The organism is Sphingomonas sp. NPDC019816, assembly GCF_050274375.1.
In the GTDB taxonomy this organism is placed as follows: domain Bacteria; phylum Pseudomonadota; class Alphaproteobacteria; order Sphingomonadales; family Sphingomonadaceae; genus Sphingomonas.
In genome coordinates, this window is sequence record NZ_JBNNOB010000022.1 from 13,176 (window position 1) to 39,267 (window position 26,092).

25 protein-coding genes and 1 tRNA gene are annotated in these 26,092 nt (G+C 67.4%); 13 read left to right on the forward strand and 13 right to left on the reverse strand.

Features of this window, described 5'->3' with window-relative positions; genetic code table 11:
- Positions 1–121: 121 nt before the first annotated feature.
- The 4 genes from ACQKJZ_RS05320 to paoA all read right to left on the reverse strand — a co-directional run bounded on the left by ACQKJZ_RS05320 (position 122) and on the right by paoA (position 5,516).
- Positions 122–1,441, reverse strand: coding sequence for a cation:proton antiporter (locus ACQKJZ_RS05320; RefSeq protein ID WP_427730271.1), 1,320 nt, complete (start codon positions 1,439–1,441; stop codon positions 122–124).
- Between the two features lie 261 nt (positions 1,442–1,702).
- A complete protein-coding gene (paoC, locus tag ACQKJZ_RS05325; protein WP_427730252.1) occupies positions 1,703–3,922 on the reverse strand; it encodes an aldehyde oxidoreductase molybdenum-binding subunit PaoC in 2,220 nt (739 codons plus the stop codon).
- Positions 3,919–4,869 (reverse strand): FAD binding domain-containing protein, encoded by a 951-nt coding sequence (locus tag ACQKJZ_RS05330; RefSeq protein ID WP_427730253.1) that lies wholly within the window; start codon positions 4,867–4,869, stop codon positions 3,919–3,921. The genes paoC and ACQKJZ_RS05330 overlap by 4 nt, the downstream gene beginning before the upstream one ends.
- Positions 4,866–5,516: an aldehyde dehydrogenase iron-sulfur subunit PaoA gene (paoA, locus tag ACQKJZ_RS05335; protein ID WP_427730254.1), complete on the reverse strand. Its 651-nt coding sequence runs from the start codon at positions 5,514–5,516 to the stop codon at positions 4,866–4,868. Before paoA ends, ACQKJZ_RS05330 begins: the two co-directional genes overlap by 4 nt.
- Before the next feature lie 368 nt (positions 5,517–5,884).
- On the opposite strand from paoA, the gene ACQKJZ_RS05340 reads away from it, so the two are divergent.
- A complete protein-coding gene (locus ACQKJZ_RS05340; RefSeq protein WP_427730255.1) occupies positions 5,885–6,229 on the forward strand; it encodes a hypothetical protein in 345 nt (114 codons plus the stop codon).
- A 109-nt stretch (positions 6,230–6,338) separates the two neighbouring features.
- Positions 6,339–7,940, forward strand: coding sequence for a DUF5597 domain-containing protein (locus ACQKJZ_RS05345; RefSeq protein ID WP_427730256.1), 1,602 nt, complete (start codon positions 6,339–6,341; stop codon positions 7,938–7,940).
- On the opposite strand, the gene ACQKJZ_RS05350 is transcribed toward ACQKJZ_RS05345, so the two are convergent.
- The 3 genes from ACQKJZ_RS05350 to ACQKJZ_RS05360 are packed head-to-tail and all read right to left on the reverse strand — an operon-like array spanning position 7,931 to position 11,768.
- Complete coding sequence (locus tag ACQKJZ_RS05350) at positions 7,931–9,514, reverse strand: HAMP domain-containing sensor histidine kinase (protein ID WP_427730257.1); 1,584 nt, start codon at positions 9,512–9,514, stop codon at positions 7,931–7,933. The genes ACQKJZ_RS05345 and ACQKJZ_RS05350 overlap by 10 nt on opposite strands.
- Entirely contained in the window at positions 9,511–10,233 is a 723-nt protein-coding gene (locus ACQKJZ_RS05355; protein WP_427730258.1) for a response regulator, read from the reverse strand. The genes ACQKJZ_RS05350 and ACQKJZ_RS05355 overlap by 4 nt, the downstream gene beginning before the upstream one ends.
- A complete protein-coding gene (locus ACQKJZ_RS05360) occupies positions 10,230–11,768 on the reverse strand; it encodes a DUF4153 domain-containing protein (protein ID WP_427730259.1) in 1,539 nt (512 codons plus the stop codon). Before ACQKJZ_RS05360 ends, ACQKJZ_RS05355 begins: the two co-directional genes overlap by 4 nt.
- A gap of 172 nt (positions 11,769–11,940) precedes the next feature.
- Here ACQKJZ_RS05360 and ACQKJZ_RS05365 point away from each other — a divergent pair.
- From ACQKJZ_RS05365 to ACQKJZ_RS05385, 5 genes are all read left to right on the forward strand, one after another.
- Positions 11,941–12,030: transfer RNA gene (locus ACQKJZ_RS05365), tRNA-Ser, on the forward strand.
- A gap of 129 nt (positions 12,031–12,159) precedes the next feature.
- A complete protein-coding gene (locus ACQKJZ_RS05370; protein WP_312488209.1) occupies positions 12,160–13,176 on the forward strand; it encodes a lytic murein transglycosylase in 1,017 nt (338 codons plus the stop codon).
- On the forward strand, positions 13,160–13,843 hold the full coding sequence (locus tag ACQKJZ_RS05375) for a septal ring lytic transglycosylase RlpA family protein (RefSeq protein ID WP_427730260.1): 684 nt from the start codon (positions 13,160–13,162) through the stop codon (positions 13,841–13,843). Before ACQKJZ_RS05370 ends, ACQKJZ_RS05375 begins: the two co-directional genes overlap by 17 nt.
- A 31-nt stretch (positions 13,844–13,874) precedes the next feature.
- Complete coding sequence (locus ACQKJZ_RS05380) at positions 13,875–15,047, forward strand: D-alanyl-D-alanine carboxypeptidase family protein (RefSeq protein ID WP_312488186.1); 1,173 nt, start codon at positions 13,875–13,877, stop codon at positions 15,045–15,047.
- Positions 15,048–15,051: 4 nt separating this feature from the next.
- Positions 15,052–16,026, forward strand: coding sequence for an AAA family ATPase (locus tag ACQKJZ_RS05385; RefSeq protein WP_427730261.1), 975 nt, complete (start codon positions 15,052–15,054; stop codon positions 16,024–16,026).
- 110 nt (positions 16,027–16,136) lie between these two features.
- Here the strand turns inward: ACQKJZ_RS05385 and ACQKJZ_RS05390 are convergent, their stop codons facing one another.
- Positions 16,137–16,844: an SDR family NAD(P)-dependent oxidoreductase gene (locus ACQKJZ_RS05390; protein ID WP_427730262.1), complete on the reverse strand. Its 708-nt coding sequence runs from the start codon at positions 16,842–16,844 to the stop codon at positions 16,137–16,139.
- Entirely contained in the window at positions 16,844–18,295 is a 1,452-nt protein-coding gene (gene purF / locus ACQKJZ_RS05395; RefSeq protein WP_312488181.1) for an amidophosphoribosyltransferase, read from the reverse strand. The genes ACQKJZ_RS05390 and purF overlap by 1 nt, the downstream gene beginning before the upstream one ends.
- 144 nt (positions 18,296–18,439) lie before the next feature.
- Here purF and ACQKJZ_RS05400 point away from each other — a divergent pair, with 144 nt between their 5' ends.
- The 4 genes from ACQKJZ_RS05400 (at position 18,440) to ACQKJZ_RS05415 (ending at position 20,077) form a co-directional block, all read left to right on the forward strand.
- Positions 18,440–18,691, forward strand: coding sequence for a DUF7218 family protein (locus ACQKJZ_RS05400; protein ID WP_312488179.1), 252 nt, complete (start codon positions 18,440–18,442; stop codon positions 18,689–18,691).
- A 74-nt stretch (positions 18,692–18,765) separates the two neighbouring features.
- Positions 18,766–19,128: a phosphoribosyl-AMP cyclohydrolase gene (hisI, locus tag ACQKJZ_RS05405; RefSeq protein ID WP_427730263.1), complete on the forward strand. Its 363-nt coding sequence runs from the start codon at positions 18,766–18,768 to the stop codon at positions 19,126–19,128.
- Positions 19,125–19,634 carry a hypothetical protein gene (locus ACQKJZ_RS05410; protein ID WP_427730264.1) on the forward strand — a complete coding sequence of 170 codons (510 nt, stop codon included), beginning with the start codon at positions 19,125–19,127 and terminating at the stop codon, positions 19,632–19,634. Before hisI ends, ACQKJZ_RS05410 begins: the two co-directional genes overlap by 4 nt.
- 32 nt (positions 19,635–19,666) lie before the next feature.
- A complete protein-coding gene (locus tag ACQKJZ_RS05415; RefSeq protein ID WP_312488174.1) occupies positions 19,667–20,077 on the forward strand; it encodes a MerR family transcriptional regulator in 411 nt (136 codons plus the stop codon).
- 5 nt (positions 20,078–20,082) lie between these two features.
- Here ACQKJZ_RS05415 and ACQKJZ_RS05420 read toward each other — a convergent pair whose 3' ends face one another.
- Genes ACQKJZ_RS05420 through ACQKJZ_RS05435 form a run of 4 tightly spaced genes read right to left on the reverse strand, consistent with a single transcriptional unit; the run spans position 20,083 to position 23,635 of the window.
- Positions 20,083–20,922 (reverse strand): cell wall hydrolase, encoded by an 840-nt coding sequence (locus ACQKJZ_RS05420; RefSeq protein ID WP_427730265.1) that lies wholly within the window; start codon positions 20,920–20,922, stop codon positions 20,083–20,085.
- A gap of 39 nt (positions 20,923–20,961) precedes the next feature.
- Positions 20,962–21,369: a hypothetical protein gene (locus ACQKJZ_RS05425; RefSeq protein ID WP_427730266.1), complete on the reverse strand. Its 408-nt coding sequence runs from the start codon at positions 21,367–21,369 to the stop codon at positions 20,962–20,964.
- Positions 21,366–22,286, reverse strand: coding sequence for a cysteine synthase A (gene cysK, locus ACQKJZ_RS05430; RefSeq protein ID WP_427730267.1), 921 nt, complete (start codon positions 22,284–22,286; stop codon positions 21,366–21,368). Before cysK ends, ACQKJZ_RS05425 begins: the two co-directional genes overlap by 4 nt.
- A complete protein-coding gene (locus ACQKJZ_RS05435; RefSeq protein ID WP_427730268.1) occupies positions 22,283–23,635 on the reverse strand; it encodes an MFS transporter in 1,353 nt (450 codons plus the stop codon). The genes cysK and ACQKJZ_RS05435 overlap by 4 nt, the downstream gene beginning before the upstream one ends.
- Before the next feature lie 171 nt (positions 23,636–23,806).
- On the opposite strand from ACQKJZ_RS05435, the gene pdhA reads away from it, so the two are divergent.
- Together pdhA and ACQKJZ_RS05445 are read left to right on the forward strand one after the other, a co-directional pair.
- Positions 23,807–24,850 (forward strand): pyruvate dehydrogenase (acetyl-transferring) E1 component subunit alpha, encoded by a 1,044-nt coding sequence (gene pdhA / locus ACQKJZ_RS05440; protein ID WP_427730269.1) that lies wholly within the window; start codon positions 23,807–23,809, stop codon positions 24,848–24,850.
- A gap of 1 nt (position 24,851) precedes the next feature.
- On the forward strand, positions 24,852–26,092 hold a 1,241-nt coding region (locus ACQKJZ_RS05445; protein WP_427730270.1), incomplete at its 3' end, for a pyruvate dehydrogenase complex E1 component subunit beta.

The window sequence follows — 26,092 nt, forward strand, 5'->3', positions numbered from 1 at the left end:
GGTTCGACCGGCGCCGCATTTCCATGCGGCTTCGGCCGCTTTTTTTATGGGCGACGCATAGCGAAGGCCTGCCCTTCGCGGATGATCATGCCCGGGCGGGTCACGCAATTCCCGTCGATGCTCAGGACGTGGCCGCGTTCAGCGTTTCCATCTCGCCCGACATGCGGGCTTTGCGGCCATAGACATATTCGAACAACGGGCTGGCCATCATCGTCGTGACGATCGCCATCAATACCAGCATCGAAAACAGCGTGGGGCCGATGATCCCCTTTTGCAGCCCGATATTGATGATGATGAGCTCCATCAGCCCGCGCGAATTCATCAGCGCGCCGATGCCGAGCGCGGTACGATTATCCTCGCCACAGGCACGCGCCGCGGCATAGCAGGCACCGAATTTGGCGGCGATCGAGGCGGCTAGAATGCCGAGCGCGATCATCAGCAGCGGCATGGAATTGACCATGTCCATCCGCGTATTCAGCCCCGAATAGGTGAAAAACATCGGCAACAGCAGGACGACCGCTAGCGGTTCGACCTTCTTCTTCAGTTCGGCGACGAACAGGCCACGCGGCATGAACACGCCGAGGATGAAGCCGCCGAAAATGCCATGCACGCCGATCGCGTCCATGATGAACGCCGACACGCAAAAGGCCATCAGCGTGATCGCCAGCACATGGGTCGACATCTCGCCGCGTGCCTCGACCGCACGGCCGAGCGGGGCAAAGAGGCGTCGGCCGAACAGCAATAGAAAACCGACATAGAGGCCTGCTCCGCCGATCGCGAGGATCGCCACGCCGCTGCCCCCGCCGAAGGTGGCTAGCACGACCGCCAGAACGCACCATGATGCCGCATCGTCGAACGCGCCCGCCGCCAGCGATAGGGTGCCGAGCGGGCTGTCGGCCAATCCCCGTTCGTTGATGATGCGCGCCAGCATCGGAAAGGCGGTCAGCGCGATGCACGCGCCCATGAACAGCGATGCATTGGCGCGGCTGATCCCCGGCGCGAACAGGCCGGGCACGGTCATCAGCCACGGCGTGATCGCCATCGCGATCAAAAAGGGCGCGACGACACCCGAGGCGGAAACCGCCATGGCGCTGCGTGCCTTCGACTGGAAATGGTCGAGCCGCAGCGTCAATCCGACGAGAAACATATAGAGCGCCACGCCCAGTTGTGCACCAGCATACAGGACATTGCGTGTTTCCCGGGGAAATATTGCCCCTTGCAGGTCGGGCCAGACCAACCCGAGCAGCGAGGGGCCGAGCACCACGCCCGCGATCATCTCCCCCACCACCGGCGGCTGCGCCAGGAAGCGTTGGCCGAGCCAGCCGATGACGCGGCAGGCGAACAGGATGACCGCCAGTTGCAGGAAGAAATGGATGCTGTAATCGCCGGGCACATAGCTTGCGGCCGTGCCGGCGGTCGCTGGTCCGTGCGGCGACAGCATCGTCGTCGCGGTCCGCCAGAAGCTGTCGAACGCATCGTGCAACACCGCGTATGTCCCCCCGTCGTCCCCGCTCCGATCGGTAGCCGGGCGGGCGGCGGTACGTACCGCCGCCCCATTGTCTTATGACGACTGTTTGCCGGGGGAATTTTTCACGGGCAAGCGGGAAACACCGGCGATCGATCGCGAAAATTCGTCGCGAATTCCGTCATTTGCCGATTGAAGGTCGGAGGGGGCGGGATCGGGCCGCCCCCTTTGCCATTGTCAGGCGATCTCCGGCAGGTGGTGGAGATGCTTTTCCAGCGTCAGCGGATAGTCGCGGATGCGGACACCCGTGGCGTTATAGACCGCGTTGGCCACCGCCGCGCCGACACCGCACAGGCCCAGTTCGCCGACACCCTTGGCCTTCATCGGATTGGCCTTGTCATCGGCTTCCTCCAGGAAAATGACGTCCTGGTGCGGGATGTCGGCATGGACCGGCACCTCATATCCCGCCAGATCGTGCTTGACGAAGAAGCCGAAGCGCTTGTCGACCGCCAGCTCCTCCATCAGCGCCGATCCGACGCCCATCGTCATCGCGCCGATGACCTGGCTGCGCGCCGATTTCGGGTTGAGAATTCGTCCCGCGGCACATACCGCGAGCATCCGGCGCAGACGGACGACGCCGGTATAGGCATCGACGCCGACTTCGACGAAATGCGATCCGAAGGTCGACAGTTGATAGGTCTTGCCCAGATCCCCGAATTCAATCCTGTCTTCGGCGGTCAGCGGCCCGGCGGCGGTCGCCTCGCGCAGCGCGACCGAGCGATTGCCGCTCGACACCTGCCCATCGGCGAAGGCCATGTCGGCCGAATTGAACCCCAGTCGCTGCGCCACCGATTCGCGCAGCCGGACGCAGGCGGCATAGACGCCAGCGGTCGCATTGGCCGCGCCGAACTGCCCGCCCGAACCCGCCGATACGGGATAGGAGGAGTCGCCCAGTCGCACTTCGACCGCATCCAGCGGCACGCCCATCATTTCGGCGGCGGTCTGCGCGATGATGGTGTAGCTGCCGGTGCCGATGTCGGTCATGTCGGTTTCGACAAGAACATGCCCGTTTGGCTGAAGCGTGACCCGCGCGCCCGACCGGCGGTTGATATGATTGCGGAACGCCGCCGCCATGCCCATGCCGACCAGCCAGCGGCCATCGCGGACCTGTCCCGGCTTGGCGTTGCGGCGCGACCATCCGAAGCGCTGCGCGCCCTCCTCAAGGCAGCGGACCAGCTGACGCTGCGAAAAGCGGCGATCGGGCTTTTGCGGATCGACCTGGGTGTCGTTCTTCACCCGGAAGGCGACCGGGTCCATGCCCAGCTTCTCGGCCATCTCGTCCATGGCGATTTCCAGCGCCATCATGCCTGGCGCCTCGCCCGGCGCGCGCATCGAATTGCCCTCAGGCAGATTCAGCACCGCCAGGCGCATCGCGGTGAGGCGATTGGGACCGGCATAGAGCAGCTGGGTCTGGTTGACGGCGGTCTCCGGGCTGCCGCCTGGCAGGTCGCCCGATCCGCTTTCATGCGCGATCGCCTGGATCGTGCCGTCCTTGGCCGCGCCGATACGGATATGCTGGCGGGTGGCGGGCCGATGGGTCGAGTTGTTCGCCATCAGCGGCCGCTGCATCGCGACCTTCACCGGCTGGCCCACCGCGCGGGCGCCCAGCGCCGCCATGACCGCATCGGCGCGCAGGAACAGCTTCCCGCCGAACCCGCCGCCGACATAGGGCGACATGAAGCGGATCTTGCCCTTGGTCAGCCCCAACGTCTTGGCGAGGTCGCCGCGTCCCCAGTCGATCATCTGGTTGGAGGTCCAGAGCAACAACTCGTCGCCCTTCCACATGGCGGTGGAGGCGAATGGCTCCATCATCGCGTGGGTATGATCGGGGGTGGTATAGTGCGCGTCCAGCGTAACCGGCGCGGCGGCGAAGGCACCCTCGAAATCACCGACCCGGTCGGCGGCGGGGGCCTTGCTGCCCTCCTTGCTGTCGCCGCCGACCAGCGGAGCGGTCTTCAGCGCGGCGTCCAGGTCGAACGCGCCGGGGGCGCGATCATAGTCGACGCGCACCAGGCCGGCGGCGGCGCGTGCCTGTTCGAAGGTCTTGGCGACGACGATGGCGAGCGCCTGATGATAATGTTCGATCTCCGGCCCGCCGAGCAGCTTGGCCGTGTTGAAATTACCCTTGGCCAGGGGACCCGCATCGGCGGCGGTGACGATGCCCAGCACGCCGGGCGCGCCGCGCGCGTCATCCAGATCGATGTTGCGGATGCGACCCTTGGCGATCGCCGAGCCGATGATCCAGCCATAGGCGGCGTTCGGTGCATCGGCATGGCGTTCATAGGCATAGGGCGCAGTGCCCGTCGTCTTACGCGGTCCGTCGATCCTGTCCTGCGCACGCCCGACGACGGTCATGCGGTCGATGGGATTGGTGCCCGCCGGCTCGGTGAATTTCATGCGGTCCTCGCCTGGCTGATGACGGCGGCGATCGTGCGTTCGACGAGCGGCACCTTATAGGCATTGTCCTCGGTCGGCTTGGCACCGGCGAGCAGCCGGGCGTTCACTGCCTTGGCCCCTTCGGGCAGCGCGGCATCCGCCGCCTCGATCCGCCACGGCTTGTGCGCGACCCCGCCCACGGCGAGCCGCCCGCTGCCGTCCTTCTGGATCACCGCCGCGACGGAAACGAGCGCGAAGGCGTAGGAGGCGCGGTCACGAACCTTTTCATAGATATGCGTGCCGCCGAGCGGGCGGGGCAGGGTGACGGCAGTGATGAGTTCACCCGGCCGAAGCACGGTCTCGATCTGGGGCGTGTCGCCGGGCAGGCGGTGAAACTCGGCGATCGGAATGGCGCGGGTCTGACCCTGCGGATCCACCGTCTCGACCTTCGCGTCCAACAGGCGCATCGCGACCGCCATGTCGCTGGGATTGGTCGCGATGCACTGGGCGCTGCCGCCGATGACGGCCAGTTGGCGCGAATAGCCGCCGATCGCGCTGCACCCCGATCCGGGCCGGCGCTTGTTACAGGCCATGTTGGTGTCATAGAAATAGGGGCAGCGCGTCCGTTGGAGCAGATTGCCCGCCGTCGTCGCCTTGTTGCGCAGCTGGCCGCTGGCCCCCGCCGCGATCGCACGCGTCAGCACGCCGTAATCACGCCGCACGCGTTCATCGGCGGACAGTGCCGTGTTGCTGACGAAGGCCCCGACGCGCAGACCGCCGTCCCCGGTCTTCTCGATCCGGTCGAGCCCCAGGTCCTGCACGTCGATCAGATGTGTCGGCGTCTCGACCTCGATCTTCATCAGGTCGAGCAGGTTGGTGCCGCCCGCCAGGAACTTGGCGCCCGGCCGGGTCGCCCCGCGCGCCGCGGCGACGGGGTCCTTGGCGCGTTCATAGGTGAAGGCCTTCATGCCTTGGCTCCCGCCACGTCGGCCATGGCCTCCGCGATGTTCGAATAGGCGCCGCAGCGGCAGATATTGCCGCTCATCCGCTCGCGCATCTCGCTGCCGCTGGCCTGCGGCCGGGCCATCAGATCGTCCTGGACGTAGCTGGGCACGCCGGCGCGAATCTCATCGAGCACCGCCACCGCCGAGCAGATCTGTCCCGGTGTGCAATAGCCGCATTGATAGCCGTCATGGCGCACAAAGGCCGACTGCATCGGATGGAGCTTGTCCGGCGTGCCCAGCCCCTCGATGGTGGTGATCGCATCGCCGTCATGCTGGAGCGCCAGCGTCAGGCAGCTGTTGATCCGTTGTCCGTCGACCAGGACGGTGCATGCGCCGCACTGACCATGGTCGCAGCCCTTCTTCGTCCCGCTGAGGTGCAGATGTTCGCGCAGCGCGTCGAGCAGCGTGGTGCGCGGGTCGAGCGACAATCGGTGATCCTTGCCGTTCACCTTCAACGTGAGGGGCATGGCGGCGGGATCGGGCGGCATCGTCGTCCTCTTGATCTGAGCGTCGGCGGGTGCGGAGGCCGCCATGGCGGCGGCCGCGCCACCCACCATGACGCCGCGCCGCGACGGGGCGAAATGAGAGCTATCGGATCGTTCGTCGGCCACGCACGGGCACTCCCTTGGTTCCTGTGGCTACACCCGTCACCGGCATTGTTTCCGTCGATCGAGCCAGCGGGAACAGAACCAAGGCGGAGCGTCGTTCCAAGCGATAACGCTCACCCATGGCTTTGGTGTCGGATAATGCATGTTAGCCAAAAATTTCCTGCGCGACAGGCAGTTGGAGAAAAGCGGCGACGGCCCCGCCCACCTGTGTTAGCGGGTTTGCATCGCCGGTTTGACGACCGCAAGCGCTGGCGACTGAGAGACCCATGTGCTCCCGCTTGTTGGTGGAGCATCGAAATGGATTCACGCGATCGTGATCGACGAGGGCGCACCGCCGCCCGCCACGCGACATGGTGAGCGCGCAGGAACGGATGCGGACGCACCGGGCGCTGATGGACGGGATCGGCGCGATGGAGGCGCGGATCGCTCCCCTGTGGTCCGCCGATCGCCCGCCGAGGTCGTCGCTGCACCGTGCGGTCCGCGCCCGCGTCACCGCCAACGGCTTCCGCGAGCTGGACGTGTTGCTGGCGCATTGGCGCGGTCTGCTGGCGGGGCGGCCCTTGCCGATGGCCGATATCGATGGCTGGCGAGAGGCGGCGGCACGCGATTATCCCTTCGACGCGGTCTACACGCCGGGCGACATCGTGCGAATGGCGGCGGACTATCGCCTTGCCGCGCGGTCGCCCGCCGTCGCGGATCGCGATCTGGCGGCGTGATCCGCCGGGCCGCCGGCGGTTGATCGGCGGCATCGCGCCGTGCACTAAGCCCATGCGGCATCGCGAATGTCGGCGATTTGGGGGAGGACGGCGTTTGCGGCTTGCAATCATGGGAGCGTTCGCGGCGCTGGGGCTGGCGGGGCCCTGTCTGGCACAGGCGACCGAGATACCGCATATCGTCACGCGCGGCGGCCGCCATGCGCTGATCGTCGATGGCCGGCCGTTCCTCATGCTGGCGGCGCAGGTCAACAATTCCAGCAACTATGCCAGCGCCTTGCCACGGGTCTGGCCGATGCTCGACCGGCTTCACGCCAACACGATCGAAATTCCCGTCGCCTGGCAACAGATCGAGCCGCGCGAGGGTCAGTTCGACTTCGGCTTCGTCCAGACCCTGCTCGATCAGGCGCGGGCCCATGACAAGCGTGTCGTAATCTTGTGGTTCGGCACCTGGAAGAACACGTCGCCGGCCTACACCCCCGACTGGGTCAAGCTCGACAACCGCCGCTTTCCCAGGATGAAGACGCGTGACGGCAAGGACCATGACGTCCTGTCGCCGATGTTCCGATCGACGCTGGAGGCGGACAAGCGGGCCTTCGTCCGGCTGATGACCTATCTGAAGGAGCATGATCCGCAGAATACGGTCATCATGGTGCAGGCGGAGAATGAGGTGGGCAGCTATCGCAACCCCCGCGATTTCGGCCCCGCGTCACGCGCGCCGTTCGCCGGGCCGGTGCCGGCGGCGCTTATCCGAAAACTCGGCAAGCGGCCCGGCGATTGGTCGAGCGTGTTCGGCGCGCAGGCGGACCGCGCGTTCAACACCTGGCACACCGCCCGCTATGTCGATGAGATCGCCGCCGCCGGCAAGGCGGTCAAGCCGTTGCCCATCTTTGTCAACGCGGCACTCGCGGGACCCTCGAACGTGCCCGACCCCGACGGCGTGGCGAGCGGTGGCCCGCAGCAGGACGTGCTCGACATCTGGAAGGTCGCGGCTCCCTCGATCGACGCCGAGGCGCCCGACATCTATGACCGGGCCAGCGGAAATGTGGCGCTCTACCTCGACGCCTATGCCCGGCCCGACAATCCGTTGCTGGTGCCGGAGATCGGCAATGCGCGCGACTTCGCCCGCTATTTCTACGAAGCGCTGGGGCATGGCGCGATCGGTTTCGCGCCGTTCGGCATGGATGATACCGGCTTTTCCAATTATCCGCTGGGCGCCAGGACGCTGGACGATGCGACGCTGGACGCCTTTGCCAGGCCCTATCAGGCGATGGCGGGGGTCATGCGCGACTGGGCGCGGCTGGCGCTCGAACGCCCCGGCTGGGGCACGGCGCGGCCCGATGACGGGTCGGACCGGCAGGCGACGCTGGGCGACTGGACGATCAAGGCCAGCTTCGGCGAGTGGCAGTTCGGCGAGAAGAGCTGGAGCTGGCTGAAGTCGGAGCCCGCGCCCTGGGCCGAGGAACCGGTCGGTGGCGTCGCCGTGCTGCCTCTGTCGGCCGACGAATACCTGATGATCGGCGACCATGTCCGCGTGCGCTTCGCATCGGCCAAGCCGGACCCGCGTGCGATGGTCGTCCGGGTGGAGGAAGGGCATTTCACGGCAGGCACCTGGATGACGGACCGGGTGTGGAACGGCGACCAGACCGATTACGGCATCACCATCGTCGATCGCCCGGTGGTGCTGAAGGTGACGATGGGCCGCTATCGATAGGACGGTCGGACGGCGGCGGAGGGCAGGCATATCCGCATGGCCGTGCCCGTCTCCCGGTCCAGCAGGCGCAGGTCGCCCCCGGAGCCGTGAAGCAACGACCGGGCGATGGGCAGGCCAAGGCCGGTGCCCCCGCTGGCGCGGCGTGATGTGAAGAACGGCTCGAACACGCGCTCGCGGTCGGCCCTCGGGATGCCGCCGCCATTGTCCGTGATCGTCAGCATGACCGCGTCGCCGGCCTCGACGGACATGGTGATGGCGGTGGCGCCGGCCTGGATGGCGTTCTCGACAAGCGTCGTCAGGACCGCCTCCAGCGTCGATGCCGCGATCGCCGCGACGGCTGCGGGCGCGCCGGCCTCCACCGTGATCGCGACCTTCGCGCTTCGCCAGGCGTCCGCCACCTTGTGCGCCGCGGCCACGACATCGCTGGTTCCGCCGGGCCCACCCGCCATCATGTCCGCCCGCGCCAGCTCCAGCAGGCGCGATACCAGCAGCGTCAGGCGACTGGCATCGGCATCGGCATTGGCCAGGAAGCGCGCGCGGTCCGCCGCCGTCATGGTGTCGGCATGGTCCTGCAACAACTCGATGGCGCCGCGTATGCCGGTCAGCGGGGTCTTGAACTCGTGGCTGACGGCGTGGGCGAAATTGCGCAGATAGTGCGACCGCGCGTCGATCGCCTCGGCCATGGCGGCGAAGTCGCGATAGAGGTCCTGTATCTCGGCGGCGGCGGTCGGCGGGATGGCGGGCACCGTTCCGCGCCCCGCCGCGACGCTTCGCGCCGCATCCTGCAACTGCTCGATCGGCCGGGCGATGCCGCGCGACAACAGGCCGGACAGCAGGATCAGCAGCGCCAGGATCGCGAGGATGCCGATGACGATCTTGCCCCAGTCCTGATACAGCCCGACGAACAGCGACCGGGCGGAGCGCGACAGCAGTAGCACGCCGACCACGCGACCGTCGACCAGCACGGGCCGCGCATGATGCACCCGCGTCGCCGCCGCCCGCGTCAACCATTCGAAGCGATAGACGGCGTGGTAGCTGGCGTTGCGGCGCAGTTCGGTTCGCGGCTGCCCGCCCAGCGCAGATGCCACCTCCGGCAGCATCGCGTAGCTGCCGCTCGGCCCCACACCGCCGGCAACCCGCCCGTCGCGGTCGAGCAGGACGATCGAGGCCAGGGTCGCCGCCCGCGTCGCGGCCAGAACCGGGGCAAGCCGCGCCGCCGCCATGCGGGCATCGGGGGCGGGCGGGGGGGCGCGACGCGGCGCGGGCCTTTCGGGCAGGATCGGCGTCGCGCTCAGGTCGACGGCCTCGTCGTTGCCATAGGGGGGGGAGACGGGCGTGACGCCGCGCCCCGGCGGCGCCTGCGGCCAGAGGGCGGCGGCGCTGGCGGCGAGCGCGGCCCCCTGCGCGGCCAGTTCCGCCTCGGTCTGGCGGACCAGCGTATTCTCATAGACGCGCAAGGCGACCGCGCCGACCCCGGGCAGGGCGGCGACCAGGAAGAAGCTGGCGAACAGATAGGTCCGCAGACTGAGGCGCGGCCAATGTCGCTTGGCCCAGCGCTTGGCTCCGCCGATCATGCGCTGGCGCCGGTGCATGCCCCCAGGCGATAGCCGATGCCGGGCCGTGTCTCGATCAGGTCGGTGCCGCCCAGCGCGGCGAACTTCGCGCGCAGGTTGCGGATATGGCTGTCGACGGTGCGGTCGGTCACGGCGAAGCCCGGCCCGTGCAGCCGGTCGATGATCGCATCACGGCTGAACACCTTGCCCGGCATCACCGCCAGCGTGCGCAGGATCGAGAATTCGGTCACCGTCAGCGGCACCTCGGTTTCGCCCCAGCAGGCCCGCCACCCCTCGACATCCAGGGTCAGCCGCGCCTGCTGGATGGTCGCGCCCATCTGTTGGACGCTGGGCGGATGGGCATGGGTGCGGCGCAGGATCGCCATGACGCGGGCCACCACTTCGCGCGGGGAAAAGGGTTTGACGACATAATCGTCCGCGCCCAACTCGATCCCCAGCACGCGGTCGATCTCGTCGTCGCGCGACGACAGGAACAGGATCGGGCAGTCGCCATGGCCGCGCAGCCGACGACACACCTCCAGCCCGTCCATGCGCGGCATGTTGATGTCCAGCACCACCAGATCGGGCGCGTGGGTCAACGCGGCCGCGAGCGCCGCCTCGCCATCCGCCGCCTCGATCGTGTCCAGCCCGGCCTTGCCCAGCGCGAAGACGAGCAGCTGGCGGATATTGGGGTCGTCATCGGCGATCAGGATGGTGCGCGGCATGGGGCACAGGATCATGACCGGGGCGACTTCGTCAACGGGGCGGGCGTGGGCGCGTCCGGGCCGACATGGACGCGCAGACCGCCACAGCCCATCATCCACCCATCGGTCAGCGGCGGCGGTGCGGCATGCGGCCGTACCCGCGCCTTCGCTGCCTCCAGCCGCCGCGCGCCGCGCCAGGTCCAGCTATGCCAATCCCGCTGCTCCCGCTCCAGCCGCCCCATCGCCTCGTCGATCAGGTAATTGACGCGCCCCCGCAGCACCGGCCCGCCCGCGCGCCGCTCTAGGTCGATCAGCGGCAACAGCGCCGAGGGTCCCAGCCGTTCGAGATAGCAGAGGTCGAGCGTATCGCCCCGCCGCGCATGGCGGACGTTCCAGTCGGCGGCGATCGCCCCCAGATCGACCGCGCAGACGCCCGTCAGCACCAGTCCGGCCGCCAGCGCATTGGCATTGATCAGCCAGGCCACTGACCGGCCCGTCACCATCCGCCAGGTAATCAGGATCAGCCCGGTCGCGACCAGACCCATCCACAACAGCGCCGCGATCCGCCAGCCCGTCAGCATCGAGGCCGCGATGTAATCGATCGTGCGCAACATGCTGGACGCGACGAGCAGGAGGTTCTGCGCCACCCACAACAGGATCAGCCGACGAACGAGCGGACGACGCGCGCCGTCGCCATCGGGTCGCGCGGCCAGCAGCACGAAGGCACCGGCGAGCAGCGCGGTGACGATCAGCGGGTAGGCGCCGCGATGAGCATATTCGGCGGGCGTCACTCCGGCGGGAAGCGCCGCGCCGCTCCATAGAAAGGCCAGGTCCAGACCGTTCTGGACGGCGAAGATCGCGTTGAAGGTGATCAACGACAGGATCAGCGCGGACGCGGGCAGATGCAGGGCATCGGCCTTGCCGGTCCCGTCGGCGAAGTCGAACCGCAGTACCGCCCGGTGCGGTCGTAGCGCCGGCCAGACGGCCAGCAGCACGATGAACCAGAAGATCGCGTGGAAGATCACCGCAGACAGGTCGGGAAAGCGGATGGCGGCAAAGGTGCTGGCGATCAGCGGATTGGCCTGAGCGAAAAGATACAGGAACACCGCGCCACCGGCCACGGGCAGAACCAGCAGGCCAGAGATCGACACGAAGGCGCGCGACGGGCATCGCCGAGCGAGACGCCGGGCGTCGCGGAACGGCGTGGCCAGACCGAATATGCCATGCAGGGCGATCCGCAGGCCCCAGCGTATCGCATCGTCGAACCGGCGCAGCGGCAACAGACTGGCGGACATCAGCGCCAGCCCGAACAGGCACCAGTCGAGCGGCCCCGGATCGTCGACCAGCATCACGCCGAACAAGAGCGCGACGACGAGCGCCGCCCGTGCCGCCCGATGATGCCGCACATCGGGGCGGGTGACGCCCAGCACCAATGTCCAGGCGAGCGCGAAGCCGCCCAGCGTCCAGCCCGGCTCGTTATCGTAGAAGAACAGGTCCGCCAGACCGATCAGCGCGGCGGCGCCGAACAGCTTGGCCAGGAAAGAATATCGCGGTGATCCGATGACGGTCATGCCGGTCTCCTTAGCAGGCCGTCCTGATGCCGGGCGGACATCGAGCGGGATCATGGCACCCGTTGCGAATGTCGCGAGGCTTTTGTGCAGAAGCCGTGCAGACCGGCGGCATGCGTAGACCGGGGGGACTTGAAGACGCGCCGTTTCTTGCGCATGGGGGCGCGGCAAAGACGGGTGGATGGCCGAGTGGTTTAAGGCTCCAGTCTTGAAAACTGGCGAACGGGTAACCGTTCCGTGGGTTCGAATCCCACTCCACCCGCCATCGGCGCCGAGCCGATGCGCCATCTCCGACAGCGGCTGATCGTGCCTCCCCTGCGGTGACGCGAGGTTCCCGACGCCCGGCCGCTATGGCAAAGAATGGCCCATGTGGGGGAACATTACCCGGCGCGGGATGCGCCTCGGCATTTTTTCGGTTCTGGCGACGCTGATGAGCAGCGCGCCTGCGCTGGCGCAGGACGAGGCGGGCTTTCAAAGCTATTTGCAGCAGGTTCGCGGTACCGCGCTGGCGCAGGGCGTCAGCCGCGCGACGCTGGACGCGGTCCTGCCGACGCTGACGCTCAACCAGCGGGTGATCGAACTCGACCGGCGTCAACCCGGCGGGTCGGCGAACAGCGGTTTCAGCCCCTTCGCCCCCTATAAGGCCGCGCATGTCGACGCCGCGAGGATCAGCCGGGGGCGCAGCAAATATATGGCGCAACGCCCGCGCCTGTCGCGGATCGAACGCGAGACGGGCGTGCCCGAATCGATCATGGTAGCGATCTGGGGCCATGAGACCAATTACGGGTCCTATACCGGCAACTTCGACCTGATCCGCTCGCTGGCGAGCCTGGCCTATGAAGGCCGTCGCCGTCCGCTGTTCGAGGGCGAGTTCATCGCCGCGATGAAGATGATGGACCGGGGCGTCAGCCGCGACCAGCTGAAGGGCAGCTGGGCGGGGGCGACGGGCAATCCGCAATTCCTGCCCTCCATCTATCTGCGCCTCGCACGCGACGGCGATGGCGACGGCCGCGCCGACATCTGGAACAGCGAGGCGGACACGCTGGCCTCGATCGGCAATTATTTCGTCAATGCCGGCTGGCGCGCTGGGCAACCCTGGGGTTTTGCGGTGAGCGTACCCGCCGGGTTCGACCGGTCGATGGTCCGCAACCAGCTGGTCAGCCCGCGCTGCCCCCGCGTGTTCGAACGGCATAGCGGCTGGCGGACCATCGCCGAATGGCGCGCGCTGGGCATCGTGCCGCAGGGTGTGGCCTGGCCCGACGACCGGGTGCTGGCCACCTTGATGGAGCCGGACGGGCAGGGGGCGACCGCCTATCTGCTCACCGGCAATTACCGGGTCATCCTGGATTATAACTGCTCCAATTTCTACGCGCTGTCCGTAGGATTGCTGGCCGATGCGATCGCGGGTTGAGCGCCTCGCCATCGCGGCGCTGGCCGCGATGCTGGCGGGGCCCGCGATGGCGGCGGCCCCGGACGATGCGCCGGCGGCGCGCTATGGCAGCTATGACGCGAGCGGCCGGGCCAGCTGGTACGGGCATGAATTGGCCGGGCGGCGCACCGCGACGGGTCGCCGCTTCAATCCCGACGACGTGATGATCGCGCACCGCACCCTGCCGCTCGAATCGATGGTCGAGGTGACCGATGTCGATACCGGCCGGACCATCGTCGCGCGCGTCGGCGATCGTGGCCCCGGGCGCAGCGACCGGGTGGCCGATCTGTCGCTCGGCGCGGCGCGCCTGCTGGGCACCAATCGCCGTGCCGTCGCCAATATCCGGCTGCGCGCGCTGAAGCCCGGCACCGACAATCCCGGCCTGGTCCTGGCCGGCGCCAATGCGGTCCTGCCGGTCGCGCACCCGATCAAGCTGGACGCCGCCGGCACCTACCGCGTCCAGATCGCCAGCTTCGCCAGTCAGGCCCGTGCGCAGGCGCTCGCTCGCCGGTTCGATGCGCGGACCCGGCATGTCGGCGGCATCTGGCGCGTCGAGCGTGGCGCGTTGGATGCAAAATCGGCCAAAGCCCTGCGTGACGCGGCGGCCCAGGCCGGTTATGACGACGCCCGCGTCCTGCATCAGGATTGACCTCCTCCCGCCCTTTGGTCACGGAACACCCATGAAGACGTTGTTCGCATCGCTCGCCGCCCCGCTCGCTCTCGTCGCGCTGGCCCACCCCTCGATCGCGGCCGCCCCGCAGTTCGAGACGACCGCGCCCGTCGCGTTCATGAAGGATCTGTCCTCGGGCGCGATCCTGTTCCAGCGCGATGCCGATCGCCGCATGCCGCCGGCCTCGATGGCCAAGATGATGACCGTCTATGTCGCCTTCGATCTGGTCAAGAAGGGCCAGCTGAAGCTCGACGACATGGTCACCGTCCAGCCCGAGACGTGGAAGAAGTGGCACGGGCCCCAGGCCGGATCGACCATGTTCCTGTCGCCGGGGGAGCAGGTCAGCGTCGCTAACCTGCTATACGGTATCGTCACGCTGTCGGGTAACGACGCCTGCGTCGTGCTGGCCGAGCATATCGCGGGTACCGAGCAGAATTTCGTCGAGCGGATGAACCGCACCGCCAAGCAGATCGGGCTGAACAACAGCCACTTCGGCACCTCGAACGGCTGGCCGGACGGCGGCGTGACCTATGTGACCGCGCGGGACCTGGCCGATCTGGCCGAGCACACGATCGAGGACTTCCCGAAGCTCTACAAGCAATTCTATTCCCGCCGGGATTTCTCGTGGGGCAAGACGATGGGCGGCAACGCCATCACCCAGGCGAACCGCGATCCGCTGCTGGGCCGCGTGGCGGGCGCGGATGGCCTGAAGACCGGCCATACCGAGGAGGCCGGTTATGGCTTCACCGGCTCGGCCGAACAGAATGGCCGTCGCCTGGTCATGGTCCTGGCCGGGCTGAACAGCTTCGGCGCCCGGGCCGAGGAGTCGGTCAAGTTCATGAACTGGGGCTTCCGCGCGTGGCAGGCCAAGCCCGTGGTCGCGCAGGGCAAGAAGGTCGCCGATGCCGAGGTGCAGATGGGGTCGTCGAGCAGCGTCGGGCTGGTCGCACCGCGTCCGCTGGCGGTCACGCTGCCCGCCGGGCTCGATCCCCAGATGAGCGCCAAGGTCGTCTATCAGGGGCCGATCAAGGCACCGATCAAGGCCGGCCAGCATATTGCCGATCTGGTCGTGACCTCGCCCGACATGCCCGCGCAGCGCCTGCCGCTGGTCGCGGACAAGGACGTCGGCGAGGCGGGCTTTTTCGGCCGCGCCTGGGCCGGGCTGACCTCGTTCTTCGGCTGATCGCATGACCCTGCCGGTCGGCCATGATGCAGGCCAGGCCGCGTTCGCCGCCGCGCTGGGAGGCGCCAAGCTCCACCATGCTTGGCTGATCGCCGGGCCGGAGGGTGTGGGCAAGGCCAGTTTCGCCCGTGCGGCGGCCACACGGCTGCTGGCGCGGGCGAGCGGGCAGGGCGACCTGCCCCCCGGTCTAGCCGTGCCTGCGGATCATCCGACCGCCAGGCTGATCGAGGCGGGGTCGCATCCCGACTTTCGCATATTGTCGCGCCTGCCCAAGGATACGGAAAAACCCGATCAGGATCTGGCGCGGTCGATCACCATCGCGCAGGTCCGCACGCTGCAGCCGATGTTCGCCACCGCGCCCGCCATGGGGCCGGCGCGGGTCGTGCTGATCGATGCGATCGACGATCTGGAGCGCGGCGGTGCCAACGCGCTGCTGAAAAATCTGGAGGAGCCGCCGGCGGGGACGGTGTTCCTGCTGGTCAGCCATGCGCCGGGGCGGTTGCTGCCGACGATCCGCTCGCGGTGCCGGCTCCTGCGGTTCGAGCGGCTGTCCGACGCGGATGTCGCGCGGGTGCTGCGCCAGCAACTGCCCGAGGCGGATGAGGGCGAGATCGGCGCGCTGGTCGCCGCCGCCGAGGGCGCGCCGGGCCGCGCTTTGCGCTTTGCCGGTCTGGACATCGCGGGCATGGACGCGGCGATCGCACGCATCGCCGAAAGCGGTGACCCCGGCAATGCCGAGCGGGTGAAGCTGGCCAAGTCGCTGGCGGGCAAGGCGGCGCAGGCGCGATACGAGGCGTTTCTCGACCGGGTGCCGGCGTTTATCGCTGCTCAGGCGCGCGGGCGTTCGGGGGGGCGGCTGAAGGTGGCGCTGGATGCCTATGCCGCCGCGCAGGATCTGGCGGGTGCCGCGCGGGGGCTGTCGCTGGATGCGCAGGGGACGGTGTTCGAGATGGCGGGGATCATCGCGACGTTGCGGTGAGGGTTTCCCTTGGCCTTCGACTTCGCTCAGGCTGAACGGAGTTTGGGGTGTCGGGCTTTTCCTTCCAGCCGTTCAGGCTCAGCGAAGTCGAAGCCCACGCCCCAACGCTTTCACCCCACGCGTTCGAAATGCCCCGGCGCAAAGCCTTCGATCGCCAGCGCGGCGATCCGGTCCGCCACCACCTCGGGCGCCTTCACCGAGGCGGGGTCTTCCCCCGGATAGGCCTTGGCGCGCATCTGCGTGCGGGTCGCGCCCGGATCGACGATGGCGGTGCGGATCGCGCTGATCTCGGACGTCTCATCACCATACGCACCGAGCAATGTCTCAAACGCAGCCTTGGAGGCGCCATAGGCCCCCCAATAGGCGCGCGGCTTGCGGCCGACCGAGGAGGTCACGCCGATCACCCTTGCGCCCTTCGACCGACGCAGCATCGGGTCGAACGCGGCGATCAGCGCGGCCTGCGCGCTGACGTTCAGGGTCAGAACGCGCGCGAACTCCTTGGCGTCGATCGCCGGCACGGCGGCGAGTGAGCCGAGCATGCCGGCGTTCAGCACCATCACGTCCAGCGCCTGCCAGCGCTCGCCGATCGCGCCCGCCAGCCGACCGATCGATTCGTTCTCGGTCAGGTCGAGCGGGGCGATGGTCGCGGCCCCGCCGGCGTTGAAGATGATCTCTTCGACCTCCTCCAGCCCCTTGGGCGTCCGCGCGGTCAGGATGACATGCGCACCTTCCGCCGCCAGGGCGATGGCGGTGGCGGCACCGATCCCACGGCTGGCCCCGGTGACCAGCGCCAGCTTGCCGTCGAGCGCGCCCGCCATCAGGCGACCCGCTCGGCCAGCATCGCGAACTGGTCGACCGTGGCGGTTTCGTCATGGTCGGTCAGCGTTGTCGGATAGTCGCCGGTGAAGCAGGCGTCGCAATAGCTGGGCTTGCCGTCCCGCGCGGCGTTCAACGCCTTGTAGAGGCCCTCGATCGACACGAAGGACAGGCTGTCGGCATGAATGAAGTCGGTCATGCCGCCCAGATCGAGCTTGGCCGCCAGCAGCTTGGCCCGCTCGGGCGTGTCGACGCCATAGAAGCAGGAGTGGCGGGTGGGCGGCGACGCGATGCGCATATGCACCTCCGCTGCGCCGGCCTCGCGCATCATCTGCACGATCTTCAGCGACGTGGTTCCGCGCACGATCGAATCGTCGATCAGCACGACCTTCTTACCCTGGATCAGCGCGCGATTGGCATTGTGCTTCAACTTGACGCCGAGGTGGCGGACCTTGTCGCCCGGCTGGATGAAGGTGCGGCCGACATAGTGCGACCGAATGATGCCCAGCTCGAACGGGATGCCCGATTGCTGCGCATAGCCGATCGCGGCGGGAACGCCCGAATCGGGGACCGGGATGACGAGGTCGGCATCGACCGGGGCCTCGATCGCCAGCTGTGCGCCGATTTCCTTGCGCACCGAATAGACCGACTGGTCGCCCGCGATCGAATCGGGGCGGCTGAAATACACCCATTCGAAGATGCAGGGGCGGGGGCTGACCGCCTGGAAGGGGTGGATCGAGCGGATTTCGGTGCCCTGGACGATGACCAGCTCGCCTGGCTCGACCGCGCGTTCGAAGGTCGCGCCGCACACGTCGAGCGCCACCGTCTCCGAGGCGAAGATCACCGCGCCGTCCAGGCGACCCATGACCAGCGGCCGGATGCCCAGCGGATCGCGGCAGGCAATCATGCCCTCGGGCGTCATCACGATCAGCGAGTAGGCGCCCTCGACCTGCTTGAGCGCGTCGATGAAGCGGTCGAGCAGGGTGCGATAGTTGGAGGTCGCGACCAGGTGGATGATCGTCTCGGTATCGCTGGTCGACTGGAAGATCGAACCGCGCCGCACGAGTTCGCGCCGCAGCTTCATCGCGTTCGAGATGTTGCCGTTATGCGCGACGGCGAAGCCGCCGGTCGACAGGTCGGCGTAGAGAGGCTGGACGTTGCGCAGCGCCGTCTCGCCCGTGGTCGAATAGCGGACATGGCCGCAGGCGACTTCGCCGGGCAGGCTGCGGATGACGTCGTCGCGGTCGAAATTGCCCGCGACATGGCCCATCGCCCGGTGGGTGTGGAACAGGGTGCCGTCGAAGCTGGTGATCCCGGCGGCTTCCTGCCCGCGATGCTGGAGCGCGTGAAGGCCAAGCGCGGTCAGCGCCGCCGCGCCGGTGGCACCGGACACGCCGAAGATACCGCATTCCTCACGGAGTTTGTCGTCGTCGAAGGGGTTGGTAGTCAGCATGGGAGAGGCGCTCGCAACGTTCGCAACTAAGGGGCAGACGGGGCGCATATAGGAACGTGATCGGCGTTTGTCGCCTGTTTGTCATGGTTGGCGGGATCATTTTGCGGGACGCTGCGTTTCGTGGACGAAAGCAGGAGAAGCCATATGGCGCGCGATCACGGTCCGCAGGTGAAGGACGACGGCCTTTACGAAGAACTGCGCAAGCAGGGCGAATCCAAGGAAAAGGCGGCGCGCATCGCGAATGCCAAGGCCAAGGGCAGCCTAGACCATCGTTCCACCCATCTGGAGGATCGGACCAAGGACGATCTGATGGACGAGGCGCGCAAGATCGGCATCGAGGGGCGTTCGACGATGAACAAGGACGAATTGATCAAGGCGATTCGCGATCACGGATGACGCGGTGGGCGCGGGTTTCCGGCCTTGCGCAATGACGGTTTTGTCGGACCGCTTCATGCTCTAAGGGGCATGACATGGCCGACCACCGCGACACCGGGCTGACGCTCGACCCGAAATTCGACGCCCAGGGTTTATTGACGGCGGTCGTCACCGACCGGCGGAGCGGCGAGCTTCTCATGGTGGCGCACATGAACGCCGAGGCGCTGGAAGCCACGCGCGCGACCGGTCAGGCGCATTTCTGGTCGCGCAGCCGCCAACGGCTATGGAAGAAGGGCGAAAGCTCCAACAACGTGCTTCAGGTCGTCGACATCCGTATCGACTGCGATCAGGACGCGCTTTGGCTGATCTGCGATCCGGCGGGCCCCGCTTGCCATACGGGCGCGCGCAGCTGCTTCTTCCGGCGGATCGAGGGCGACGGGCTGGCGCCGGTGGCGTGACGTCGCGATGCGCCATTCTGGTGTCGGTCCTGACGCTGGCGGCGTGTCATCCCGGCGCCGAGTCGACCGATAATATGGCGGGCGAACGCCTGGAAGCGGCCAGCATCGCCGCCGGGCTGGTCGCCGATCCCGCGACCGTTCCACTCGACGGCATCTGGGCACGCGATTCGGACCGGATATGCATCCTGCCCGCATCGGAGACGCGCGGTGGGGCGCCCAGGCGTATCGGCGTCCTCATCGATTATGGCGAAGGACAGGGATGTGTCGGTCGTGGAACGCTGGCACGGTCCGGCCGGACGCTGGATATCGATCTGGACGGTTGCCGGTTTGCCGCGCGGCTGGACGGAGACGGCATCCAGTTTCCCGCCAGCGTGCCGGCGGCGTGCAACGCGCTATGCTCCGGTCGCGCCAGCCTGTCGGCGCTGAACGTCGAGCGGGTAAGTGCGTCGGTCGCGGAGGCGCAGGCCCTGCGCGGTCCGAACGGCACGACCCTTTGTGCTGATTGACGTTGACGTAAAGGGTATTTAGCATCGTGGCCATGACCCAGGTCGCTGCCTATGCCCTCGTCCCGTCGCGTGGCGACCGGGACGATTACACGATTACCGAATTGTGCGGCGAGTTCGGCGTCACGGCCCGAGCGCTGCGCTTCTATGAAGACGAAGGGCTGATCGCACCCAAACGCCGGGGGACGCAGCGTGTTTATTCGCAACGCGACCGGGCGCGCCTCGCCTGGATCCTGCGTGGCAAGCGGGTGGGGTTCAGCCTCGCCGAAATCCGCGAGATGATCGACCTCTATGATCTGGGCGACGGCCGGCGACAGCAGCGCGAAGTCACGCTGGCACGCTGCACCGCCAAGATCGAGGCGCTACAGGCGCAGAAGGACGATATCGACGCCGCCATCGCCGAGCTGGCCGACTTCGTCGAACTGGTGAAGTCCCACAGTGACTGAGGCGGTCAGGGCTGCGGCTTGACTTCGGCCGGGGTAGTACTGGCGCTGGCGCGGCGGATGCCGGTCAGCTCGCCGGGCGCGCTCGTTGGCGTCGGGCCGGGCTCAGGCGCGAGGGACGGCGGGATCGGCACGGCGGTCAGGGCCTGACGCTTCATGCAGCGCGCGCCCTTGATCGCGGGATACATGCCGCAATTCCATAACGTCCGTTCGATCCCGATCGCGGGGTCGCGCAGATAGCTGAACGCCATCGTCTCCATCTGGAGCGGCGTCAGCGGCACTGCCTGCGGCGTGGCGGCGGTTTCGCGCCAGGCCATGACGGTGCAATGCGGGCGATCGCCGCAGAGCTTGTGCGCGAATGCCGGAAAGCCCTCTGCCGCCAAACCGCCGGGCAGCGATACCAGGAAGGTATCGGGTTCGCTTGCCAGCGGGGTGGCGGCGCCGGTGACGGCCGCACCCTCGGCCAGCGCCGCGCCCGCCTCGGCCGTGCCCTCGACACCGGCGCGATGCGCGGGCGAGAAGGGGGCGAGCGCTGCGATGACCGGTTCCCCTGCCACCTGATGCCGGTTGAACGCGGGGGGCGTGCCCCACCAGCCTGACCAGCGGAAGAACAAATGGCTGCCGACGCCTGCGACCTTGTCGAGGCTGGCCTGCCAATAGGGGACGACCCAGTCGGTATGGTAATGCGTAGCGTGGCCTACGGGACGGAACACCTTGCCGTTCAGCGCCATGCCGGCGATTTGGCGTGCGCGGGCCCAAGCGGCTTCGGGTGGCTGCCACTTGGTCAGCGCGCCGTCGCAGCTGAAGGTGAACTGGCAGCCGGTCGTCCGCTCCTGCCCCTCGAACACCACGCCGCACACCGTCTTGGGAAAGGCGGGATGGCGCAGTCAGTTGAGCACGACCTGCGCCACCGCCTGTTCGCCCTTGGCATCGTCGCCCGCCTCGTACAGCACGCCCGCCGCCAGGCAGTCGAGCGCGCGCGCCTTGTCCTCCGCCGTCCCGCGAAAGACGAAGGGGCGGGCCGCCGGATTGGGATCGGTCGAGAAGGGGACGCTGGCGTTATAGGCGCGCGCTTCGTCGGGGGTCATGTCGACAAAGGCGACCGGCTCGACCGCCGGCACTTCGGCCGGGGGCACGACGCGACCCGTCCGCGCCGGACCTTGCGGCTGGGCGCGAGCCTGATGCGGGATGACGGGGGCGTTCGCCACGAGCAAAGCCGGTACGACGCTGGCCGTACCGGCGATGACGAACAAGGCCGCGCGGATGCCGCCGCGCGGCCGATCTGGCGTGCTCACTGTTCGGGCAGGAAGTCCGGCACCGACAGATAGCGCTCGCCCGTGTCATAGTTGAAGCCGAGCACGCGGACGCCCTCGGGCAGGTCGGGCAGCTTCTGCAGGATCGCCGCGAGCGTCGCGCCCGACGAGATGCCGACCAGCAGCCCTTCCTCGGTCGCCGAGCGGCGCGCCATGTCCTTGGCGACATTGGCGTCGACCTCGATCACGCCGTCGATCGCCTGGGTGTGGAGATTGGCGGGGATGAAGCCGGCACCAATACCCTGGATCGGGTGCGGGCCGGGCTGACCACCCTGGATGACCGGCGAGGCGGCGGGTTCGACCGCATAGACCTTCAACTCGGGCCATTCCTTCTTCAGCGTCTCGGCGACGCCGGTGATATGGCCGCCGGTGCCGACGCCGGTGATGATGACGTCGATCGGCGAATCGCGGAAGTCGTTCAGGATCTCCTGTGCAGTCGTGCGGACATGCACGTCGATATTCGCGGGGTTCTCGAACTGCTGCGGCATCCAGGCGCCGGGCGTGTCGCGCACGATCTCCAGCGCGCGCTCGATCGCGCCCTTCATGCCCTTTTCACGCGGCGTCAGGTCGAAGGTCGCGCCGTAGGCCAGCATCAGGCGGCGGCGCTCGATCGACATGGATTCGGGCATCACCAGGATCAGTTTGTAGCCCTTGACCGCCGCGACCATCGCCAGCCCGACGCCGGTGTTGCCGCTGGTCGGCTCGACGATGGTGCCGCCGGGCTGCAGGTCGCCGCTGGCCTCCGCCGCCTCGATCATGGCGAGCGCGATCCGGTCCTTGATCGAGCCGCCGGGATTGGAGCGTTCCGACTTGATCCAGACCTCCGATCCGGGGAACAGCCGCTGGATCTTGATGTGCGGCGTGTTGCCGATCGTTTCCAGGATGGTGTTGGCCTTCATGGCTTGGCTTCTCCGTGGGTTGGTTCGGTTTCGAGGATCTCGGGGGGATCAAAGGTTCTGGCACGCCGGAGTTCCGGGAACAGCCGCGACCAGAGCAGCGTGACACCGATTGCGCCGACCCCGCCGAACACGACGGCGCCGACGGGGCCGAGGATCGAGGCCATCACCCCGCTCTCGAACTCGCCCAGCTCGTTGGAGGCGGAGATGGTCAGCTGCGACACCGCGCTCACCCGGCCGCGCATGACGTCGGGCGTGTGGAGCTGGATCAGCGACTGGCGGACATAGACCGACACCATATCCGCGCCGCCCGCCACGATCAGCGCGACGAGGCTGAGCAGGAAGGCGGGATGGACGAAGATGCCGGCGCCGTTCAGCGTGACCGTCCCGCTGTTCAATCCCAAAGCGCCGGTGATCTGGCTGGCGACGCCGAAGGTCAGGATTGACAGGCCGAAAACCACGACCGCGATCAGCATCTTGACCCCGACATTGGACTTCATCGGATTGACCGAGAACCAGATGGCGGTCGTCGCCGCGCCGATCCCCATCCCCGCCGCCAGCAATCCCAGCCCCTGCGACCCGACATGCAATATGTCGCGCGCATACACCGGCAACAGCGAGGTCGCGCCCGCCAGCAGCACCGCGAACAGGTCGAGCGTGATCGCCGCCTGCACCAGCCGGTTGCGGCGGACATAGCTGAACCCCTCGATGATCCGCACCAGCGGCCGGCGATCGGTCTGCGCGGGCGGTTGCGGCACCGGGCCGATCAGGAAGATGCAGAACAGCGCGACCGCGAACAACAGGGTCGCGACGCCGTAAGCGAACTCGGGATGGACCGCATAGAGCAGCCCACCGACGCTCGGCCCCGCGATCGTGCCCACCTGCCACGCGATCGAGCTGACCGCGATGGCGGTGGGCAGGCTTTCGCGCGGCACCAGATTGGGCGCGAGCGCCGAATAGGCCGGCCCCGAAAAGGCCCGCGCGATGCCGAAGGCGACGGCGGCGGTGAACAGCGCGCCCAGTGACAGATGCCCCGACCAGGTCAGCAGCCAGAGGCTGGCGGCGGTCAGCACCAGCAGCGCCGTCGTCGCCCGCACGATCCAGCGCCGGTCGACGCTGTCGGCGACCAGCCCCGTGATCGGGGTCAGCAGGAACAGCGGCACGAACTGCGCGAAACCGATCATGCCCAGCATGAACGCGGCCTGGCGCACGTCCATCGTCTCGCGCGCCAGATTATAGACCTGCCACCCGATGACGATCGACATGGCCGATACCGCGATGGTCCCGCTGAAACGGGACAGCCAGTAGCTGCGAAAATTGGCGATGCGAAAGGGATGCAGGGGTTTGTCCATGGTCGGCGGGCGTTGTAGGCTTCGGCCCGCCCGCAAGGCAACCAAGGCTGAACTATCCCCACGCAAAATCCGGCTGTCCGGTGATGTTTTGTAACGGGGAATTGAGTTTCGCGCAGAACCGCGCCAATAGGCTCTGATCCTTCCCTAACGGAAACAAAGGTGTTCCCGACTGTGGCAAAAGCTCCAAGCCGTACCAGCGAGCCCCCCATTCCCAATCGGGAGCGTCCCGCCGAACCGCAGCCGTTCCAGGCTACCAAGGAACAGTTGCTGGATTTCTACAAGCAGATGCTCCTGATCCGCCGCTTCGAAGAAAAGGCGGGCCAGCTGTACGGCCTCGGCCTGATCGGCGGTTTCTGCCACCTGTATATCGGCCAGGAAGCCGTGGCGGTGGGTCTGCAGTCGGCGCTCGACGGCGACAAGGACTCGGTCATCACTGGATACCGCGACCATGGCCACATGCTGGCGTACGGCATCGATCCCAAGGTCATCATGGCCGAGCTCACGGGGCGTGCCGCCGGCATCTCCAAGGGTAAGGGCGGGTCGATGCACATGTTTTCGACCGAGCATAAGTTTTACGGCGGCCACGGCATCGTGGGCGCGCAGGTGTCGCTGGGCACCGGCCTGGCGTTCGGGCACAAGTACAGCAATGACGGCGGCGTCTGCCTCGCCTATTTCGGCGATGGTGCCGCCAATCAGGGCCAGGTGTACGAGAGCTTCAACATGGCCGAGCTGTGGAAGCTCCCGATCATCTTCGTGATCGAGAACAACCAGTACGCCATGGGCACGGCGGTCAACCGCGCCTCGTCCGAGGACCAGCTCTATCGCCGCGGCGAGAGCTTCCGCATCCCCGGCATCCAGGTCGACGGCATGGACGTGCTGGCCTGTCGCGGTGCCGCCGAAGAGGCGCTGGCTTGGGTCCGCGCGGGCAAGGGCCCGGTCATCCTGGAGATGAAGACCTATCGCTATCGCGGTCACTCCATGTCCGACCCCGCCAAGTATCGCAGCCGCGAGGAAGTGCAGGGCGTGCGCGACAAGTCCGACCCGATCGATCACGTCAAGAAGCTGCTCGAAGCGGAAGGCGTGACCGAGGCCGATCTAAAGACCCTGGAGCAGGATATCCGCAAGACGGTCAACGAGGCGGCGGACTTCGCCGAGCAGACCCCCGAGCCCGATGTGGCTGAACTCTACACTGAAGTGCTGGTGGAGCGTTACTGAGATGGCGATCGAGATCAAGATGCCGGCCCTTTCGCCGACGATGGAAGAGGGCACGCTCGCCAAGTGGCTCGTGAAGGAAGGCGATACGGTCAAGTCCGGCGACATCATGGCCGAGATCGAGACCGACAAGGCGACGATGGAATTCGAAGCCGTCGATGAAGGCGTGATCGCCAAGATCATGGTCGCTGAAGGCACCGACAATGTGAAGGTGGGTACCGCCATCGCGCTGCTCGCGGAGGAAGGCGAGGACGTCTCGACGGCCGCCGCGACCGAGAGCCGTTCGGGTGAGGACGCCAATGCGGCGCCCAAGAACCAGCCGACCGATCATAATGCGCCGCCGATGCCGGAAGGCGCGGCCGCCGCCGAGCAGGAAAGCGGCACGCAGAAGCTGGTCGCCGCCGCCGAGCAGGAAGCACCCGCCTCGCCGGAAATCCCGGAAGGCACCGAGATGGTGAAGCTCACCGTCCGCGAAGCGCTGCGCGACGCGATGGCCGAGGAAATGCGCGCCGACGACCGCGTCTTCGTGATGGGCGAGGAAGTCGCCCAGTATCAGGGCGCGTACAAAGTGACGCAAGGGTTGCTGGACGAGTTCGGCGACCGTCGCGTGATCGACACGCCGATCACCGAATACGGCTTTGCCGGTGTCGGCACGGGTGCCGCCATGGGCGGCCTGCGTCCGGTCATCGAGTTCATGACGTTCAACTTCGCCATGCAGGCGATCGATCACATCATCAACTCGGCCGCCAAGACCAACTACATGTCCGGTGGCCAGATGCGCTGCCCGATCGTGTTCCGTGGCCCCAACGGTGCCGCCAGCCGCGTCGGTGCGCAGCACTCGCAGAACTATGGCCCGTGGTACGCTTCGGTCCCCGGCCTGATCGTGATCGCGCCTTATGACGCGGCCGACGCCAAGGGCCTGTTGAAGGCGGCGATCCGCTCGAAAGATCCGGTCGTGTTCCTAGAGAACGAGCTGATGTACGGCCGTTCGTTCGACGTGCCCAAGCTCGACGATTTCGTCCTGCCGATCGGCAAGGCGCGGATCATGCGCGAGGGCAAGGACGTGACGCTCGTGTCCTACTCGATCGGCGTGGGCGTCGCGCTCGAAGCCGCTGAAAAGCTGGCCGCCGAGGGCATCGACGCGGAGGTCATCGACCTGCGTACGCTGCGTCCGCTCGACACCAAGACGGTGCTGAAGTCGCTCGCCAAGACCAACCGCCTGGTCGTGGTCGAGGAAGGCTGGCC

Excerpts from the sequence above, each read along its gene's own strand:
- ACQKJZ_RS05320 (WP_427730271.1), bottom strand. The coding sequence starts at position 1,441 with ATGCTGTCGCCGCACGGACCAGCGACCGCCGGCACGGCCGCAAGCTAT.
- paoC (WP_427730252.1), bottom strand. The coding sequence starts at position 3,922 with ATGAAATTCACCGAGCCGGCGGGCACCAATCCCATCGACCGCATGACC.
- ACQKJZ_RS05330 (WP_427730253.1), bottom strand. The coding sequence starts at position 4,869 with ATGAAGGCCTTCACCTATGAACGCGCCAAGGACCCCGTCGCCGCGGCG.
- ACQKJZ_RS05340 (WP_427730255.1), top strand. The coding sequence starts at position 5,885 with ATGCGGACGCACCGGGCGCTGATGGACGGGATCGGCGCGATGGAGGCG.
- ACQKJZ_RS05345 (WP_427730256.1), top strand. The coding sequence starts at position 6,339 with ATGGGAGCGTTCGCGGCGCTGGGGCTGGCGGGGCCCTGTCTGGCACAG.
- ACQKJZ_RS05350 (WP_427730257.1), bottom strand. The coding sequence starts at position 9,514 with ATGATCGGCGGAGCCAAGCGCTGGGCCAAGCGACATTGGCCGCGCCTC.
- ACQKJZ_RS05355 (WP_427730258.1), bottom strand. The coding sequence starts at position 10,233 with ATGATCCTGTGCCCCATGCCGCGCACCATCCTGATCGCCGATGACGAC.
- ACQKJZ_RS05360 (WP_427730259.1), bottom strand. The coding sequence starts at position 11,768 with ATGACCGTCATCGGATCACCGCGATATTCTTTCCTGGCCAAGCTGTTC.
- ACQKJZ_RS05370 (WP_312488209.1), top strand. The coding sequence starts at position 12,160 with ATGCGCCTCGGCATTTTTTCGGTTCTGGCGACGCTGATGAGCAGCGCG.
- ACQKJZ_RS05375 (WP_427730260.1), top strand. The coding sequence starts at position 13,160 with ATGCGATCGCGGGTTGAGCGCCTCGCCATCGCGGCGCTGGCCGCGATG.
- ACQKJZ_RS05380 (WP_312488186.1), top strand. The coding sequence starts at position 13,875 with ATGAAGACGTTGTTCGCATCGCTCGCCGCCCCGCTCGCTCTCGTCGCG.
- ACQKJZ_RS05385 (WP_427730261.1), top strand. The coding sequence starts at position 15,052 with ATGACCCTGCCGGTCGGCCATGATGCAGGCCAGGCCGCGTTCGCCGCC.
- ACQKJZ_RS05390 (WP_427730262.1), bottom strand. The coding sequence starts at position 16,844 with ATGGCGGGCGCGCTCGACGGCAAGCTGGCGCTGGTCACCGGGGCCAGC.
- purF (WP_312488181.1), bottom strand. The coding sequence starts at position 18,295 with ATGCTGACTACCAACCCCTTCGACGACGACAAACTCCGTGAGGAATGC.
- ACQKJZ_RS05400 (WP_312488179.1), top strand. The coding sequence starts at position 18,440 with ATGGCGCGCGATCACGGTCCGCAGGTGAAGGACGACGGCCTTTACGAA.
- hisI (WP_427730263.1), top strand. The coding sequence starts at position 18,766 with ATGGCCGACCACCGCGACACCGGGCTGACGCTCGACCCGAAATTCGAC.
- ACQKJZ_RS05415 (WP_312488174.1), top strand. The coding sequence starts at position 19,667 with ATGACCCAGGTCGCTGCCTATGCCCTCGTCCCGTCGCGTGGCGACCGG.
- cysK (WP_427730267.1), bottom strand. The coding sequence starts at position 22,286 with ATGAAGGCCAACACCATCCTGGAAACGATCGGCAACACGCCGCACATC.
- ACQKJZ_RS05435 (WP_427730268.1), bottom strand. The coding sequence starts at position 23,635 with ATGGACAAACCCCTGCATCCCTTTCGCATCGCCAATTTTCGCAGCTAC.